The 16,412-nt window shown below is 43.4% G+C and carries 19 protein-coding genes; 17 read left to right on the plus strand and 2 right to left on the minus strand.

What is annotated here, in order from left to right; translation table 11 throughout:
- The first annotated feature begins 552 nt into the window (after nucleotides 1-552).
- The 11 genes from rpmH (at nucleotide 553) to ABWW58_RS06360 (ending at nucleotide 10,266) form a co-directional block, all read left to right on the plus strand.
- Nucleotides 553-687 carry a 50S ribosomal protein L34 gene (gene rpmH / locus ABWW58_RS06310; RefSeq protein WP_093670996.1) on the plus strand — a complete coding sequence of 45 codons (135 nt, stop codon included), beginning with the start codon at nucleotides 553-555 and terminating at the stop codon, nucleotides 685-687.
- A gap of 458 nt (nucleotides 688-1,145) precedes the next feature.
- Nucleotides 1,146-1,508 (plus strand): ribonuclease P protein component, encoded by a 363-nt coding sequence (gene rnpA / locus ABWW58_RS06315; protein WP_353868334.1) that lies wholly within the window; start codon nucleotides 1,146-1,148, stop codon nucleotides 1,506-1,508.
- A complete protein-coding gene (yidD, locus tag ABWW58_RS06320; protein ID WP_353868335.1) occupies nucleotides 1,505-1,774 on the plus strand; it encodes a membrane protein insertion efficiency factor YidD in 270 nt (89 codons plus the stop codon). Before rnpA ends, yidD begins: the two co-directional genes overlap by 4 nt.
- Nucleotides 1,775-1,778: 4 nt before the next feature.
- Nucleotides 1,779-2,561 carry a YidC family membrane integrase SpoIIIJ gene (gene spoIIIJ, locus ABWW58_RS06325; protein ID WP_093671002.1) on the plus strand — a complete coding sequence of 261 codons (783 nt, stop codon included), beginning with the start codon at nucleotides 1,779-1,781 and terminating at the stop codon, nucleotides 2,559-2,561.
- The gene (gene jag, locus ABWW58_RS06330; protein ID WP_353868336.1) at nucleotides 2,558-3,178 is read left to right on the plus strand and encodes an RNA-binding cell elongation regulator Jag/EloR; all 621 of its coding nucleotides are present in this window, start codon (nucleotides 2,558-2,560) and stop codon (nucleotides 3,176-3,178) included. The genes spoIIIJ and jag overlap by 4 nt, the downstream gene beginning before the upstream one ends.
- 336 nt (nucleotides 3,179-3,514) lie before the next feature.
- The gene (gene mnmE, locus ABWW58_RS06335; RefSeq protein WP_353868337.1) at nucleotides 3,515-4,894 is read left to right on the plus strand and encodes a tRNA uridine-5-carboxymethylaminomethyl(34) synthesis GTPase MnmE; all 1,380 of its coding nucleotides are present in this window, start codon (nucleotides 3,515-3,517) and stop codon (nucleotides 4,892-4,894) included.
- Nucleotides 4,895-4,948: 54 nt separating this feature from the next.
- Nucleotides 4,949-6,838, plus strand: a complete 1,890-nt coding sequence (mnmG, locus tag ABWW58_RS06340) for a tRNA uridine-5-carboxymethylaminomethyl(34) synthesis enzyme MnmG (RefSeq protein WP_353868338.1) — start codon at nucleotides 4,949-4,951, stop codon at nucleotides 6,836-6,838.
- A gap of 20 nt (nucleotides 6,839-6,858) precedes the next feature.
- Complete coding sequence (rsmG, locus tag ABWW58_RS06345; protein ID WP_093671010.1) at nucleotides 6,859-7,566, plus strand: 16S rRNA (guanine(527)-N(7))-methyltransferase RsmG; 708 nt, start codon at nucleotides 6,859-6,861, stop codon at nucleotides 7,564-7,566.
- 86 nt (nucleotides 7,567-7,652) lie between these two features.
- Nucleotides 7,653-8,525, plus strand: a complete 873-nt coding sequence (noc, locus tag ABWW58_RS06350) for a nucleoid occlusion protein (protein WP_353868339.1) — start codon at nucleotides 7,653-7,655, stop codon at nucleotides 8,523-8,525.
- Nucleotides 8,526-8,651: 126 nt separating this feature from the next.
- On the plus strand, nucleotides 8,652-9,413 hold the full coding sequence (locus ABWW58_RS06355) for a ParA family protein (RefSeq protein ID WP_093671014.1): 762 nt from the start codon (nucleotides 8,652-8,654) through the stop codon (nucleotides 9,411-9,413).
- The gene (locus tag ABWW58_RS06360; RefSeq protein ID WP_353868340.1) at nucleotides 9,406-10,266 is read left to right on the plus strand and encodes a ParB/RepB/Spo0J family partition protein; all 861 of its coding nucleotides are present in this window, start codon (nucleotides 9,406-9,408) and stop codon (nucleotides 10,264-10,266) included. Before ABWW58_RS06355 ends, ABWW58_RS06360 begins: the two co-directional genes overlap by 8 nt.
- 216 nt (nucleotides 10,267-10,482) lie before the next feature.
- On the opposite strand, the gene yyaC is transcribed toward ABWW58_RS06360, so the two are convergent.
- Nucleotides 10,483-11,088 carry a spore protease YyaC gene (gene yyaC, locus ABWW58_RS06365; RefSeq protein ID WP_353868341.1) on the minus strand — a complete coding sequence of 202 codons (606 nt, stop codon included), beginning with the start codon at nucleotides 11,086-11,088 and terminating at the stop codon, nucleotides 10,483-10,485.
- 510 nt (nucleotides 11,089-11,598) lie between these two features.
- Between yyaC and ABWW58_RS06370 the strand changes: the two genes are divergently transcribed.
- The 6 genes from ABWW58_RS06370 (at nucleotide 11,599) to rpsR (ending at nucleotide 16,005) form a co-directional block, all read left to right on the plus strand.
- Entirely contained in the window at nucleotides 11,599-12,981 is a 1,383-nt protein-coding gene (locus tag ABWW58_RS06370) for a glycine--tRNA ligase (protein WP_353868342.1), read from the plus strand.
- A 358-nt stretch (nucleotides 12,982-13,339) separates the two neighbouring features.
- Complete coding sequence (locus tag ABWW58_RS06375) at nucleotides 13,340-13,558, plus strand: DUF951 domain-containing protein (protein WP_093671022.1); 219 nt, start codon at nucleotides 13,340-13,342, stop codon at nucleotides 13,556-13,558.
- 95 nt (nucleotides 13,559-13,653) lie between these two features.
- Nucleotides 13,654-14,754 (plus strand): redox-regulated ATPase YchF, encoded by a 1,101-nt coding sequence (ychF, locus tag ABWW58_RS06380; RefSeq protein ID WP_353868343.1) that lies wholly within the window; start codon nucleotides 13,654-13,656, stop codon nucleotides 14,752-14,754.
- 120 nt (nucleotides 14,755-14,874) lie between these two features.
- Nucleotides 14,875-15,180, plus strand: coding sequence for a 30S ribosomal protein S6 (rpsF, locus tag ABWW58_RS06385; protein WP_353868344.1), 306 nt, complete (start codon nucleotides 14,875-14,877; stop codon nucleotides 15,178-15,180).
- A gap of 30 nt (nucleotides 15,181-15,210) precedes the next feature.
- Nucleotides 15,211-15,735, plus strand: a complete 525-nt coding sequence (gene ssb / locus ABWW58_RS06390) for a single-stranded DNA-binding protein (RefSeq protein WP_353868345.1) — start codon at nucleotides 15,211-15,213, stop codon at nucleotides 15,733-15,735.
- Between the two features lie 39 nt (nucleotides 15,736-15,774).
- Nucleotides 15,775-16,005 carry a 30S ribosomal protein S18 gene (gene rpsR, locus ABWW58_RS06395; protein ID WP_093671028.1) on the plus strand — a complete coding sequence of 77 codons (231 nt, stop codon included), beginning with the start codon at nucleotides 15,775-15,777 and terminating at the stop codon, nucleotides 16,003-16,005.
- Between the two features lie 122 nt (nucleotides 16,006-16,127).
- On the opposite strand, the gene ABWW58_RS06400 is transcribed toward rpsR, so the two are convergent.
- Nucleotides 16,128-16,385, minus strand: coding sequence for a hypothetical protein (locus tag ABWW58_RS06400; RefSeq protein WP_353868346.1), 258 nt, complete (start codon nucleotides 16,383-16,385; stop codon nucleotides 16,128-16,130).
- Between the last annotated feature and the right edge of the window lie 27 nt (nucleotides 16,386-16,412).

The following is a 16,412-nucleotide window of genomic DNA, read 5'->3' on the forward strand; positions in this document are numbered from 1 at the left end:
CGATTCACAGGTGTTAACGGCTGTCCACAAAATTATCCACAGCTAGTGGAAAACTTTATGGGTATTCCTTGGTTTTCCTAAACAAATTCACTATGATCATATCAAAAATTCGCTTTTAAAGCAATGATCGACAAATGTTATCCACAGTGGATATCTTTTTACACAGCAACGTTATACACAGGAGGCGAATATGTGAGAAAGTTGTCGATAAATGGTGTGGAAAAATGAAATTTGTGAAAAAATAATCCACAGGGGGAATGAATGAACGAAGTAGCACCTTAATTGACTTTTAGTTGCAAACTAATTATAATTAGTCAGACTGGTTTTAGAGATAGGCTGATGAGTGTTTGAGGCTAAAGAATTGGAATAAAGAGACATGGCGAACCCAGTCGATGATCGATGGAGGATAAAGAAACGACAACTTCATGGAGCTCATTTTCGTCGTGGCGATTTTGACAGACCGGCTGAATGGATAGAATGAGCGAATGTGAAATTCGCAATAAAACATTTGATTTGTCGGCAATTTAACTAAATTTGCGGGAGGTGTATCAATTGAAACGTACTTTTCAACCGAATAATCGTAAGAGAAAAAAAGTTCATGGCTTCCGTTCGCGGATGGCAACAGCTAATGGCCGTAAGATTTTGGCAGCTCGTCGCCGCAAGGGAAGAAAAGTTCTGTCAGCATAAAGCCACTGTGTGACCAACAGTGGTTTTTTTATACTGAAAGAAGGGAAAGACAACGGATGCTCTGCGTGAGTGATTTAGTGTAGGGGTTCGGCAAAAAAGTGGCTTCCAATAATTCATAGCAACTTTTGTCGCCTTGTGGTAGAACGTTTCATAGAATGCCGAACACGAAGATCTATGACAGTGCGACTAGATGATTAAACGTTAGCATAGTTGCGTATCATGGGTCGGGTGGGGGATTAATGAAACTGCTACTCAAGCTGCGATGCTTTCCGATGCTTATAATAAGCACTTTTCCTTCGGACAGCCTTGTCATTCCAATCTTTTTCTTTATACTGAAAGATATAAAGGGTAGGAACGGTTTCGAAAGGCAGAAGATGTGATGCGGGTTTAGACGCATGATCATCCTATGTCAATCACTAGTTACTCATAAGTTGAGACGTCCCATATGGAGGGACAACATGAAAACATTGAATCGATTAAAGAAAAACCAAGATTTCCAAGTCGTGTTTAAAGAAGGTAAATCCTTTGCTAACCGGCAGTTTGTCGTTTATGTAATGAAGCAAAACGGTAAGCCTTATTCAAGGTTGGGTCTGTCCGTGAGCAAAAAGATGGGCAATGCTGTTATGAGAAATCATATTAAGCGCAATATAAAAGAAATTTTCCGCGAATTTGCGGACAGGCTTGAGGTTGGAAATGATTATATCATTATATCTCGCAAACCTGTAAGTACTATGACTCATCAGGAGATGCGGAAAAGCTTGGAACATGTGCTAAAGAAAGCACATGTCCTAGCAGCAACCCGTAATGTTTCGCAAGTATGAAACATGTATTCATTTTTATTATTCGTTTGTACCAAAAGTTCATTTCACCTTACACTCCACCGACTTGTCGATTTTATCCGACGTGTTCCCAATACGCGGTTGAAGCCCTGTCACGGTTCGGTTTGGTGAAGGGGGGATGGCTGACGATCAAGCGTCTATTAAAATGTCAGCCTTTTCATCCGGGAGGGATTGATCCCGTCCCTGAAAAGTGCACCCATAAAAAGACGGGCATGTTGAGACATCGTTCGGATCGACCGAGGAGGTAGTGTTTTGAGAAAAAAGTTTTTTGCTATTAGTTCTTTGGTGCTTATGACTGTGCTGCTCGCAGGATGCACTGATCTTAACAAACCAATAAATGATCAAAGTACCGGTTTTTGGAGTCAATGGTTTGTTCTGCCGCTTTCCAAGTTCATTATCTCTGTTGCCCATCTTTTCTGGAACAGCTATGGGCTAGCAATTATTATCACAACCATCATTGTCCGCCTTGTCCTTCTGCCGCTGATGGCCAAACAGGTTAAGAGCTCGCGTGCAATGCAGGAACTGCAGCCTAAGATTAAAGAATTGCAGAAAAAATACAGTTCTAAAGATCAGAATACGCAGAAGAAGCTTCAGGAAGAACAGATGAAGCTTTTCCAACAAAATCATGTGAATCCACTAGCCGGATGCTTGCCGATCTTGATTCAAATGCCGATTTTGTTCGCCTTTTACCAGGCGATTATGAGAACATCGGCAATCAAGACACAATCCTTTTTGTGGTTCCAGCTCGGTTCTGCCGATCCGTTCTATATTTTGCCGGTCGTTGCTGCGGCAACTACGTTCTTGCAGCAGAAGATTATGATGGGCAGAATGGGAAATGACAATCCTCAGATGGCTATGATGCTTTATGTATTTCCAATCATGATTGCCGTTCCGGCTTTTTATTTTCCATCAGCTTTGGCACTTTACTGGGTTGTTGGTAATATTTTTATGATTTTCCAGACGTACATTATTTATGAAAAGAAAGACGATGGCCAAAAGGATCAAAAGCCTGCAGGAGGCGCCAATAAGAAGTGAGGGAAGTAACCAAGTACGGGAAGACGGTTGCAGAAGCGGTGTCCATCGCCCTCAAGGAATTAAATGCGACTTCAGATCAGGTGGACGTTCAAATTTTGACAGAACCGAGATCAGGGTTTCTTGGAATTGGCGCGCGAAAAGCGCTGGTGAAAGTAATCTTAATGAAGACGCCGATTGATTATGGCATTGACTATTTAAAAGAGTTAATCAACAAGAGCGGATTGACGGTTCGTGTCCGGGTGGACGAACGCAATACGCGTGTTTGTCGGTGTTCACTTGTTGGGAAAGACGCGTTTCAACTCATTGGAAAGCACGGGAAGACATTAGATGCTTTTCAGTATTTGGCCAATCGGGTTGTGAACAAAGGCTCCGAACATCGAATGAAACTGATTTTGGACGCTGAGAATTATCGGGCGATTCGAAAGAAATCATTGATTGCACTCGCTAAGCGAATTGCGGAAAAAACAGTGCGTTCTGGACGTCCGCATCGTTTTGAACCCATGCCGGCGTTTGAACGAAAGATTGTCCATACGGCTTTATCCGGTAACAGCAAAATAAGGACCTTTTCAAATGGCGCAGAACCAAGACGTTATTTAATCGTTGCTCCGCGTACTTAAACAATAAATCAAGTGGAGAAAAAGCACGCAATTTGCGCGCTTTTTTTCGTACAACAGACATGGATGATCATCCTAATCGTTGGCGAAAGTAAATCTGGAATGGTGAAAGAAGATTCATTGTAGGTTTGGAAATACGGAAAGTCATATTCTAAGATTTTTCATTTGACGGGAAAATAATGTATGATAGTCTTTGAAAAAGTTTGCTGCTGTTTGTGACGCCTCGATTACTTCATTAGAGTGAACCATTTTAGAAGAAAGATTTCTATTCATATAATCAGTGTACTTACTGAGTAGGTATCATCAACTATAGGACGAAAATAGGAAGGAGTGATAAAATTGGATTATGATACAATCGCTGCTATTTCAACACCGATCGGGGAAGGCGCGATTAGCATTGTCAGGCTAAGCGGATCTGAAGCGGTAAGTGCGGCTGATCGACTCTTCCGTGGTGGAAAAGCACTCAGTGACGTGCGCAGCCACACGATTCACTATGGAAAGATAGTGGATCCGGCGACAGAACAGACCGTTGAAGAAGTTATGGTTTCAGTGATGAGAAAACCGAAAACTTTTACCCGAGAAGATGTTGTTGAGATAAATTGTCATGGCGGATTGACAAGTGTTAATCGCGTCCTTGAGCTCATCCTGGATCAGGATGTTCGTTTGGCTGAACCGGGTGAATTTACGAAACGGGCGTTTCTGAATGGGCGAATTGACCTATCTCAGGCGGAAGCAGTCATGGATCTGATTCGTGCGAAAACCGATCAAGCGATGAATGTTGCTATGAGCCAGATGGAGGGAAAACTTTCACTATTGATCCGGAAGCTCAGGCAGCAGCTGCTCGATATCTTGGCTGCTGTTGAAGTGAACATTGACTATCCGGAGTATGATGATGCGGAAATAATGACCACTAAGATTCTTTTTGAGAAGGCTACTGAAGTCCGTGAACGATTGGATCAGGTTCTTTCAACGGCGAGGCAGGGTAAAATCTTGCGTGAAGGATTGTCAACGGTGATTGTCGGGAGACCCAATGTCGGCAAATCGTCGCTGCTTAATCAGCTCGTCCATGAGTCTAAAGCGATTGTTACGAACGTTCCCGGAACAACACGTGATGTGATTGAGGAATATGTCAATGTACGCGGTGTTCCGTTGAAACTTGTGGATACGGCTGGAATCAGAGATACCGAGGATGTCGTTGAAAAGATTGGGGTTTCTCGTTCCAAAGAATTATTGAAATCTGCTGAACTTGTCGTATTGCTGATCAATGGTAATGAAAAGCTGACAGATGAAGATCGAAAACTTTTTGCGCTGATTGGCGATACACCGGCTATTATTCTGATTAATAAGGCGGACTTGCCTCTTGAAGTCTCAGTCATCGAAGTGGAACATCTTGCTGGTGGCAATCCGGTACTGCGGACCTCAATGATTAATGAGAAAGGTCTGGATGAATTGGAGCAAGCGATCGCATCTTTGTTCTTCAGCAACAATGTGTCGTCACATGGAGAAGCCTATGTTTCTAATACACGGCATATTGCCTTGCTGAAACAGGCGCGATCAGCGATTACCGATGCTATCGAAGGTGCGGAACAGGGCATACCTGTAGATATGACGCAAATCGATATTAAGCGTACTTGGGATTTGCTCGGTGAGATTGTAGGGGACACAGTCTCTGACAGTCTTATTAATGAGCTGTTTTCTAAATTTTGTTTAGGGAAATAAACTGCCAATCAGTTTAAATAGAGCGTGAAAATTGATAAAGATGGAGGTTTAAAAATGAAGACATATGAGGCCGGTACCTATGATGTGATTGTTGTCGGCGCCGGGCATGCCGGGGTAGAGGCAGGACTTGCATCGGCGCGATCCGGCGCAAAGACACTAATGCTGACGATCAGTCTGGAAGGTGTGGCTTTTATGCCGTGCAATCCTTCAGTTGGTGGTCCCGCCAAGGGCGTTGTTGTTCGAGAAATTGATGCGCTTGGAGGCGAAATGGGTCACAATATCGATAAGACTTACATTCAAATGAGGATGCTGAACACGAGAAAGGGGCCGGCTGTTCGAGCATTGAGAGCGCAAGCAGATAAACAACTTTATCAGCGGGCAATGAAAGAGACCATTGAAGAAACTGAAAACCTAACCTTAAGACAAGGAATGGTTGATCATCTTATTGTTGACAATTGTGTTTGTAAAGGAGTAGTTGTGGCTACTGGAGCGGCGTATCGTGCAAAGGCCGTAGTCCTGACTACGGGGGTTTATCTAAAAGGAAAGATCATCATTGGAGAATTGCAGTATGAGAGTGGTCCTAACAACATGCAGGCATCAGTCAAATTGTCCGATAATCTTAAAGAACTCGGTTTTGATTTAGTGCGGTTTAAAACAGGGACACCACCACGTGTTAATGGACGGACGGTTGATTACTCTAAAACAGAAATTCAGCCCGGCGATGATGTGCCTCTTGCTTTTTCGTATGATACAAGGAATTTTATTAAAGAACAAATTCCTTGCTGGTTGACGTATACGAATCTTGAAACACATAAAATTATTCAGGAAAATCTTAATCGTTCACCGATCTTTTCCGGAGCAATTGTTGGAACAGGTCCGAGGTATTGCCCGTCAATAGAGACAAAGATTGTTCGGTTTAACGATAAAAATCGTCATCAATTGTTTCTTGAACCCGAAGGAAAGGCAACAAAAGAAGTCTATGTAGATGGGTTCTCGACAAGTATGCCGGAAGAAATTCAACGGAAAATGCTGGCGACCATACCAGGGCTTGAACATGCTGAAATGATGCGTCCTGGTTATGCTATTGAATACGATGCAATTGTGCCGACGCAGCTCTGGCCGTCTCTTGAAACAAAGAAAATCAGCGGTTTGTACACCGCCGGGCAAATCAACGGTACTTCCGGCTATGAAGAAGCAGCCGGACAAGGTTTGATGGGCGGAATTAACGCGGCAAGGAAAGCAATGGGCAAGGATCCTGTGATTTTGGACCGGTCCGAAGCCTATATTGGTGTTCTCATTGATGATCTTGTAACAAAGGGCACTAAGGAACCGTATCGACTGCTGACCTCTCGTGCCGAGTACCGATTATTGCTGCGTCATGATAACGCCGATCTGCGCTTGACGGAAATTGGACATAAGATCGGGCTTATTCCGGAAGAGCGTTATGAACGATTCGTATTGAAAAAGGAATTGATTGAACAGGAACGACGTTATTTTGCCGCTACAACAATAAAGCCTTCTGAACAAGCGGAAAAAATATTGGAATCAAAAGGTGCCACGCAGCTTAGAGAACCCATGAAGGCAGATCGCTTATTAAAGAGACCTGAATTATCTTATCAAGATGTAGCTGCTCTGCTTCCGGAACATGGCGAAGTGCCGGCAGAGGTTGGTGAGCAGGTTGAAATTCAAGTCAAATATGAAGGCTATATCAGCAAACAATTACAGCAAGTTGAGAAAATGAAACGCATGGAAAAGAAAAAAATCCCTCAAGATTTAGATTATAGCAAGATCGACGGAATAGCTACAGAAGCTCGGCAGAAATTAGCCAAAGTACGGCCGATTTCCGTGGGACAAGCGTCACGTGTTTCCGGTGTTAATCCGAGTGACATTGCGATTTTGCTCGTCTATTTGGAAGAGGGAAAATTGGCAAGACGAACAGGCTGATTGTTATGCAGGAGGATGCTATGGAAGTTTTGGAAAAACTGCTGAGCATGAAGAACATTCATCTAAGCGAAACGCAAAGCCGTCAATTTCAACTCTATTATGAGATGCTAATTGAATGGAATAACAAAATGAATTTAACGGCAATTACCGATCAGAAAGAAGTCATAATTAAACACTTTTTCGACTCATTGACGCCATGTTTTTACTTCTCACTTCAGGGGACACAGACATTGTGTGATGTCGGCTCCGGTGCTGGATTTCCCGGGATCCCCATGAAGATTCTTTTTCCTAAACTAAAGTTAACGATTGTCGATTCGCTAAAGAAACGATTGACGTTTCTTCAAGCAGTTGTGGATCAGCTTGGGTTGGATGATGTGACGTTATGCCACGATCGTGCCGAAGATTTTGCACGGAGAGCGGATATACGTGAGAGCTTTGATCTTGTAACGGCACGAGCTGTTGCGAAATTATCGGTGCTTTCCGAGTACTGCCTGCCGCTCGTTCACCTTGGTGGTTCATTTATTGCACTAAAGGGCAGTAATGCCGATACTGAAGTAGAGCAGGCAAGAGACGCGATAGCGCAACTCGGCGGCAAATTGATTCGTACTATTTCCCTTGATCTTCCCGAGAATAGTGGGAAAAGATCATTAGTGCGTATTGATAAAACAGCGCCAACTCCAAGGAAATATCCAAGAAAACCAGGCGTTCCGATGAAAAATCCACTTTAAATAGTTCCACGTGGAACATCTTAGCAGGAATTGCTGTCCATTAGGAGAATAGTAAAAGTTAGAGAGCAAAAGGTGGTGGTGCGAGTATGAAAAATCATTTTTCAAAAATATTTAGTCACAACGAGCAAGAGGAAGTTGCTGCCACCCAGGAGGCGGAACAGGATCTTGAACAAGGCAGGGTTCAGGAAATTGAGGTTTCATTGATTACGCCGAACCAGTATCAGCCGCGTTCTGTTTTTGATGAAGAAAAGCTGCATGAATTAGCTGCAACAATCGATGAACATGGAATCATTCAACCGATTGTGCTTCGGCCAATCGGCGATAAGTATGAAATTATAGCTGGTGAGCGGCGATGGCGGGCAGTATCTTATCTTGGGTGGGAAACGATTCCTGCAATTATCAAACCGTTAGACGATGATCAATCGGCGTCTATCGCGTTGATTGAAAATTTGCAGCGTGAAGAACTAACTGCTATTGAAGAAGCAATGGCCTATGCACGTCTTATTGATATTCATGGTTTGACACAAGAAAGCCTTGCCGTAAAATTAGGCAGGGGTCAGTCAACGATCGCAAATAAGTTAAGATTACTGAAACTGCCATCATCTGTTCAAACCGCAATTCTAGAAAAGAAAATAACTGAACGGCATGCGAGAGCTTTAATTATTCTTAGAAATTCAGAACTACAAGAGAAAATGCTGAATGAGATTATTTCAAAGCAGTTAAATGTTAAACAAACCGAAAATCGTGTAAAGCACTATTTGGAAAATGAAGCCGAGGAAAAGGCTGATGACGCAAAAAAAAGCAAACGTTTTTCATTAAGCAGAGATTCAAGAATCGCTGTAAATACAATCAGACAGTCAGTGCACATGGTTACCGATTCCGGACTGGATATTGATACTCATGAAGAGGATATGGGGGATTTTTATCAATTCACCATACGGATTCCTAAAAATAAATAACAATTTCATCCGGAGCCATCGTTGATGGTTCTTTTTTTTGAAGTTAAATTTGTGTAACATGTCCTGATTGAATTAATTCATGATAAAATGAAATGTAGCGATTGAAGATTGAGAGTAGGTGGAAGTGTGAGTAAGATATTGGCCATTGCCAACCAAAAAGGCGGTGTTGGCAAAACTACGACTGCGGTTAATCTCAGCGCATGTATGGCTACATTAGGATGCAAGATATTGCTGGTTGATATTGATCCGCAAGGAAACGCGACAAGCGGTTCGGGTGTGGACAAAGGTGATGTTGATGAGTGTGTCTATGATGTCTTGGTAGATGAAGTTGAGATCGAAAAAGTAATCCACAGTTCGGCAATTGAAAATCTTGATGTTGTCCCTTCAGCTATTCAATTAGCCGGTGCCGAAATAGAGCTCGTATCGACGATCTCCCGAGAAGTTCGTCTTAAGCGCGCTCTAGAAAAGGTTAAAGATACATATGATTATATAATCATTGATTGCCCTCCGTCACTCGGGCTTCTCACAATTAATGCACTGACGGCAGCTGATGCCGTAATTATTCCGGTACAGTGTGAGTACTACGCCCTGGAAGGGCTCAGCCAATTGCTGAATACGGTACGGCTTGTTCAGAAACATTTGAATCATCATCTAGCTATAGAGGGTGTTTTGCTAACGATGCTCGACGCTAGGACGAATCTTGGGTTACAGGTCATTCAAGAAGTCAAAAAGTACTTTCAGGATCGGGTCTTTAAGACAATCATTTCACGTAATGTGCGATTAAGTGAGGCTCCAAGCCACGGGGAACCAATTATTATGTATGATTCTAGATCTAAAGGCGCAGAGGCTTATCTTGATTTCGCAAAGGAAGTGATCACGAATGCCTAAAGCATTGGGAAAAGGCTTGGATGCTTTTTTTCCGGCGGCGTTTAAAGAAGAACTGGACAACGCTGTCGAACATATTAAATTAAGCGAATTACGACCGAATCCATATCAACCACGAAAGAAATTTGATCAACAAGCATTGGACGAACTTGCAAGTTCAATAAAGGAACATGGCATCATACAACCACTTGTCGTTCGTAAAAGTATAAAAGGGTACGATATCGTTGTTGGTGAACGCCGATTCCGCGCGGCAAAACAAGTTAAATTAGCGACAGTACCTGTTGTCGTTAAGGAATTGTCCGATGAAGCGATGATGCAGATCGCGTTGATAGAAAATCTGCAACGCGAGAATTTGAACCCGATTGAAGAAGCGATCGCATATAAGAAACTTATGAGCGGCTTGAAATTGACGCAAGATGAACTGGCTAAAAAATTGGGGAAAAGCAGACCCCATATTGCCAATCACTTGCGGCTGCTTCAATTAGATCCAGCAGTTACTGCACTGATTGAGCAAGAAAAGCTTTCAATGGGGCATGGGCGCGCGCTTGCTGGTTTAAAGGATAAGAAACAGATGACACCGGTTGTTGACAAGGTTTTAAAAGAACAGATGAATGTACGTCAGCTTGAGGCGTTTATTCAGCAGCTCAACCACCATGTTCCACGTGAAACATCAAAAAAGAAGCAATGGGTAATGCCCGCAGAATTAAAGGATCGTGTTTTTGGACTGAGAGAAAAGTACGGTACCGCAGTGAAAGTAAAACCGGGTATGAAAAAAGGAAAAGGCAAAATTGAGCTCGATTATTATTCGGCTGAAGATTTATATCGACTAATTGAAATTATGGAAGGGCGGCTCTAATAAGCCGCCATTTCTATTTTGCGGATATGAAGGTAAAAATTTCTCGTGTACGAAGCGTTGAGACTTAGAGCAAAACCGATTCTGAATTGAACAGGGAGGGTGCGAAACATCTAGCCTATTCATCCGATTAGGTCAACGTGCTTTAATTGTTGCAAAGGTGAAAATTCGGTCTGCGTTTAACCTGCTTTTGTTAGTAAAGTATAGTTGCTCGCGCTATTAATCCATTAATAGCAGTTTAGACAGGAACTTTCCTTTTCGTCGTGAAAGAAGGGCAATACTGAGACTTTGTCCAATTACTTGAGAGAGACTCATTACTACATTAAGCCGAGTATTTTGCAGCACAGAGTATTCCATGAATCCACTGATATTAACGACTCCGGTAATATTCATGTCACCTACAGGAATAAGTTCCTTTTTAACGCCTGCTCCAGGTAGAACAGGTCCTTCAGCAATGGTAATATTACCAATGTTTTTCTGCGCTCCTAGGCAGGCATCAATACCAATAATGAACGGATTTTTATAAGAACAGTTAATCAGTGCCAACGTTTCGTTTAAATTGACGGCATGCACGGGTTTTTCCAAGGTTCCATAAACATAGCTATCCGGGAGATGGTGACGTTCAAGGTAAGAACCAACAAGAGGACCAAGTGCATCGCCCGTTGATCGGTCCGTTCCAATGCAGACAACGACAATAGGGGAACTTCCAACTGCCGGCAAGAGGTGACGAATTGCTCGAACAAGCGAGTGATGATTGTTCAGATCTTGATAGTGGACATGCGTAGAAAGCCGCTTTTCTGGAGTTTTATCGAGTTTTAGATTCATAGATTCGCCTCCCAAGTATCCACAGTATATGAGAATACTTGCTTTTTTATACAACAAGAACGTACGAAATCGTAAAAGATTAGCGGCAGCAGTATAGGGGGCGGCGCATAAGGAATGTCGACTCATCCAAGGGCTGGGTAAATCCAGGGTATTACTAAAGCAAAGCATCCGAGCGTATTTTGATATAATAAAAAACAATGAGTGTGCTAAAAACCTGTCTTTTTCAAACAAAATAGGATATACTATGTATCAGAAAATGATGACTATCGTTTAGTTAAATTCAGGCGATGAGGGAAAGGAGTACCTATTGCAGCTGTATTTAGCGATTCAGGAATAGTGGGAGCCTGATTGCAGCGTGTGGGGAAGGCGTTCTTGAGCCACAGTATGACAGAGCGGGTGCGTATTCGCATCAATTAGGGTGGAACCGCGTGAGCAAACAAAAGCTTTCGTCCCTAGGCATAGAGCCTAGTTGGATGAAAGCTTATTTTATTCATAAAGGAGATAAAAGACATGAGCAAAACGATGGAACAGATTGTGAATCTTGCCAAACAACGAGGAATTATATTCCCAGGATCAGAGATATATGGTGGGCTAGCGAACACGTGGGACTACGGCCCGATCGGCGTCGAGCTGAAGAATAATGTGAAAAAGGCATGGTGGAAAAAATTTGTACAGGAGTCTCCTTATAACGTAGGACTCGATGCAGCTATCTTGATGAACCCAAAGACATGGGAAGCATCAGGGCACATTACGAACTTTAATGATCCGATGATTGATTGTAAAAAATGTAAATCACGTTTTCGTGCAGATAAGCTCATTGAAGCCAACATTCCGCAAGCAGAGCTCCCCGGACCCGTTGACGGCCTGACATTTGATACAATGGCACAGCTTATTGAAGACCATCATATTCCTTGCCCGGAGTGCGGCGAGCATGAGTTCACATCCATCCGTCAGTTTAACTTAATGTTTAAGACATACCAGGGTGTGACGGAAACAGCAAAGGACGAGATCTATCTTCGTCCGGAAACTGCCCAAGGTATTTTCGTGAACTTTAAAAATGTACAGCGAACAATGCGGAAAAAGATTCCGTTTGGTATTGGTCAAGTTGGTAAATCATTCCGTAATGAAATTACACCGGGAAACTTTACATTCCGAACGAGAGAATTTGAACAACTCGAATTGGAATTTTTCTGCAAACCGGGTGATGATCAGAAATGGTTTCAGTATTGGCGAACTTTTGGCTATGAATGGTTGAAATCTTTGAACGTAAAGGAAGAAAATATACGGCTGCGTGATCATGAAAAGGAAGAGTTGCCGCACTACAGCAATGCGACGACAGATATTGAATATTTGTTCCCATTCGGATGGGGCGAGCTGTCCAGCCTGTCCTCGCGTACTGATTATGACCTTCGCCGTCATATGGAAGTATCCGGTCAGGATCTTCAATACATTGATCAGAATAATAATGAACGTTATATCCCTTATGTTATTGAGCCGTCACTTGGCGCCGATCGCGTGACGCTCGCATTCTTGGCAGAAGCCTATGAAGAAGAGACAATCAGCGAAAAGGATACACGAACTGTACTGCATTTCCACCCAGCTTTGGCGCCATATAAAGCTGCCATTCTTCCGCTTTCGAAGAAGCTAAGCGAAGAAGCTATAGCTGTGTATCAAGAACTTGCGAAAGATTATATGGTTGACTATGATGAGACCGGTTCGATCGGTAAACGTTATCGCCGTCAGGACGAGATCGGCACACCGTTCTGTATCACCTATGACTTTGATTCAAAAGAAGATGGCAAGGTGACTGTGCGTGACCGCGATACAATGGATCAGGAAAGGTTGTCTATTAGCGAGCTTGCTGCATTTCTGAAAGAAAAAACCGCTTTTTAATTAGACTAGTTTTCAAGGCTATTTGATCCAAGTACTGCAATGCAATACTTCTAAAGATAAAGAAAGAATATGAATTTGGTTTTTCGGATACTGGAATAAGCGGCATTTTATCAATAAATCGCCCCCAGAGCGCGAAAGTACGAGACGCCTGCGGGAGATCCTCTGTTGATCGCGAGTCAGGGGAGATCCTGCAGATAATCGTCTGTTCGAGAAAGCTACCGGATCGCCCGTGTCAAGCAAGCAGCTGAAGGTTCGTTCAAGCGCAGGGGTGATGAACCAAAGCCGCATCCAGCAGAAGCAATGAGCGGGTTTGCCCGATTTTTCTTAAGGTGATAGGGTCAACAAAGGAGGATGGATGATGCCGAATCCCCGTATCAGTTTTGATTTGAATGATGTCGTTGAAATGAAGAAGCCGCATCCATGCGGAGATAATAAATGGAAAATCATTCGTATGGGTGCGGATATTCGTATTAAGTGCCTCGGTTGCGGACACAGTGTCCTAATGCCAAGAAGTGAATTTCAGCGAAAAATTAAAAAGATTCTTGAGCGTGGACCAAAAATTGAAGAGAATGAATGAAGGCAGGAACTGCAAGGACAGGCTGAAAATGATTGCTCAGCTTGATTATTTGTTAGCACACACTTGGAAAGAGAAACCCAGGGGGTTGAATGTAAATGAGCTTGACGACAGGTATTGTTGGGTTGCCCAACGTTGGCAAATCAACATTGTTTAATGCAATTACACAGGCCGGAGCGGAAATGGCCAATTATCCGTTTTGTACCATTGAACCGAATGTCGGGATCGTCAGTGTACCCGATGTACGTCTTAATAAATTGACTGAAATGTATCATCCGAAGAAGACAATTCCGACAACTTTTGAATTCACAGACATCGCCGGATTGGTTAAGGGTGCGAGTAAAGGTGAAGGGTTAGGAAATCAATTTTTGGCTAATATTCGTCAAGTAGATGCGATATCTCATGTAGTGCGCTGCTTTGAGGATAAGAACATTACTCACGTTTCCGGAAAAATAGACCCAATTGATGACATTGAAACCATCAATCTCGAACTCGTTTTGTCTGATATGGAGCAGGTCAATAAGCGTATCGATCGGGTTGGAAAATTGGCAAAACAGAAAGATAAAGCCTCAATCGTGGAGTTTTCTGCTCTTCAGAAATTAAAAGAAGCATTTGAAGAAGGAAAACCGGCTAGGCATGTTGCGTTGACAGAAGATGAAGAAGCGGCAATAAAGCCTTTTAATTTCCTGACGAATAAGCCGGTTCTGTATGTTGCTAATACATCTGAAGATGATGTTGCTGCGCCTGATGACAACCCATATGTTCAAGCAGTTAAGGAGTTTGCAGAGAAGGACGGATCTGAAGTGGTTGTAATATCTGCGCGAATCGAATCCGAAATTGCAGAACTTGATGGCGAAGAAAAAGAAGTATTTCTAGAAGAATTGGGTCTAGACGCTTCAGGACTTGATCGCTTAATTGCCAAATCCTATGATCTGCTTGGATTGGCCACCTATTTTACCGCAGGTGAGAAAGAGGTACGTGCTTGGACGTTCAGCAAGGGAACGAAAGCGCCACAAGCCGCAGGCATTATTCATTCGGATTTTGAACGTGGCTTTATCCGCGCTGAAATTGTTTCTTATGAAGATCTGATTCTTGCTGGTTCGGAGACAGCCGCTAAAGAAATGGGGCGCCTCCGCCTTGAAGGAAAAGATTACGTAATGCAAGATGGAGATATCGTCAATTTTAGATTCAACGTATAATTCGGATTGAAAAAACTTGAATCATTGGGCAAGTTATGCTATCATATTCACCTATGAGTGAGTAAACTTGCTCTCTGCTCCATTACTGGAGCCGTTTAGTCCAAGGGGAGGTGAATGATTGTGCGCGAATATGAAATTATGTACATCCTCCGTCCGGATCTGGAAGAAGAACAGGAAAAAGCCGTTAAGGAAAAACTGGCTTCCATTCTGACGGATAATGGCGCAGAAATTAATGAGGTCAAGGAACTGGGAAAACGTCGTTTAGCTTATGAAATCAATGACGTGAACACGGGTACCTATGTTGTTCTGTATGTAACCGCCGGCAGCGAAGCAATTAACGAATTTGATCGTCTTGTTAAGATCAATGACGACGTGCTTCGTTTCATGACGATTAAAGATGAACGCAAACCTGCAGAAGCGAAATAATCGATTTGAAAAGAAAGGAGAGTGGTCCTGATGATCAATCGTGTTGTTTTGGTTGGCCGGCTGACGAAAAATCCCGAATTACGGTACACGCCGAATGGCGTTGCTGTTACCAGCTTCACCATCGCTGTGAATCGGCCGTTTTCGAACCAACAAGGGGAACGAGAGGCTGATTTCATACCTGTCGTTGTGTGGAGAAGGCAGGCTGAGAACGCGGCAAACTTCCTGCAAAAAGGAAGTCTGGCAGGCGTTGACGGTCGGATTCAGACACGCAGTTATGAGAATAATGAAGGGCGACGCGTGTATATAACCGAAGTAATCGCTGATAGTGTGCAATTTCTTGAACCGAAAGGCGCAAGACATGCTGACGGCGGTAGCAGCTATGCACCGAGCGCTCCGCAACCTTCAAACCAGTCAAGCCAGCAGCGTGGCGGTTATGCGCCGTCCAATAACCAGAGCATGAGCGGCGGTCAAAACCAGGGTGCTCCTTCTTTTGATGATCCTTTCGCGGGCGACAGTAAACCGATTGATATATCGGATGACGATTTGCCGTTCTGATTTGAACGATTCAATTGAAAATTAGGGGAGGTGCCGAATATGGCAGAACGCCGCTCACGTGGTAAGCGCCGTAAAGTATGTTTCTTTACCGTTAATCACATTACTTATATTGACTATAAGGATGTTGATTTGCTTCGCCGATTCATTTCTGAACGAGGAAAGATTTTGCCTCGTCGTGTAACTGGAACAAGCGCGAAGTACCAACGTCAATTGACAAAAGCGATCAAACGCGCGCGTCAAATGGCTTTGCTTCCGTACACAACGGAATGATGATTGTAAATGAAGAGGTTGTCTCAAGGGCCTAACTAGGCTCTGAGGCAACCTTTTTTTCATAAGTAAAGAACGTGATTTTGCCCTGTATTAAACCAATAAGACAGTGTCTTGGCCCAGAATCAAAGCGGAGGTGCAAGGGCGCCTGCGGGAGCGTCGCTATTGATCGCGTGCCGGCGAGACCCCGCAGACACCGGTCTGATCGATGAGGCTCCCAGATCGACTGCGGCAAGCGAGTAACCGAAGCGACGATTCAGAACAATAAAGACACGAACCAATGACACATGGCTGGAGAGTAGCGACCGGGCTTTTTGTCCGGTTTTTCCCACAGGTAAAGAAAGTTTATTGTTTTGCCTTGCTGGGACAACGATAAACGTCATAAGATTCCGCTTGGTGATCAAGTTAGC

Origin of the sequence: Sporolactobacillus caesalpiniae (assembly GCF_040513385.1) — a bacterium.
GTDB lineage: Bacteria > Bacillota > Bacilli > Bacillales > Sporolactobacillaceae > Sporolactobacillus.

Bases quoted from the DNA above. Each gene is read 5' to 3' on its own strand.
- rnpA (WP_353868334.1), top strand. From the start codon at position 1,146: ATGAAAACATTGAATCGATTAAAGAAAAACCAAGATTTCCAAGTCGTG.
- yidD (WP_353868335.1), top strand. From the start codon at position 1,505: ATGAAACATGTATTCATTTTTATTATTCGTTTGTACCAAAAGTTCATT.
- mnmG (WP_353868338.1), top strand. From the start codon at position 4,949: ATGAAGACATATGAGGCCGGTACCTATGATGTGATTGTTGTCGGCGCC.
- rsmG (WP_093671010.1), top strand. From the start codon at position 6,859: ATGGAAGTTTTGGAAAAACTGCTGAGCATGAAGAACATTCATCTAAGC.
- noc (WP_353868339.1), top strand. From the start codon at position 7,653: ATGAAAAATCATTTTTCAAAAATATTTAGTCACAACGAGCAAGAGGAA.
- ABWW58_RS06360 (WP_353868340.1), top strand. From the start codon at position 9,406: ATGCCTAAAGCATTGGGAAAAGGCTTGGATGCTTTTTTTCCGGCGGCG.
- yyaC (WP_353868341.1), bottom strand. From the start codon at position 11,088: ATGAATCTAAAACTCGATAAAACTCCAGAAAAGCGGCTTTCTACGCAT.
- ABWW58_RS06370 (WP_353868342.1), top strand. From the start codon at position 11,599: ATGAGCAAAACGATGGAACAGATTGTGAATCTTGCCAAACAACGAGGA.
- ABWW58_RS06375 (WP_093671022.1), top strand. From the start codon at position 13,340: ATGCCGAATCCCCGTATCAGTTTTGATTTGAATGATGTCGTTGAAATG.
- ychF (WP_353868343.1), top strand. From the start codon at position 13,654: ATGAGCTTGACGACAGGTATTGTTGGGTTGCCCAACGTTGGCAAATCA.
- ssb (WP_353868345.1), top strand. From the start codon at position 15,211: ATGATCAATCGTGTTGTTTTGGTTGGCCGGCTGACGAAAAATCCCGAA.
- rpsR (WP_093671028.1), top strand. From the start codon at position 15,775: ATGGCAGAACGCCGCTCACGTGGTAAGCGCCGTAAAGTATGTTTCTTT.
- ABWW58_RS06400 (WP_353868346.1), bottom strand. From the start codon at position 16,385: ATGACGTTTATCGTTGTCCCAGCAAGGCAAAACAATAAACTTTCTTTA.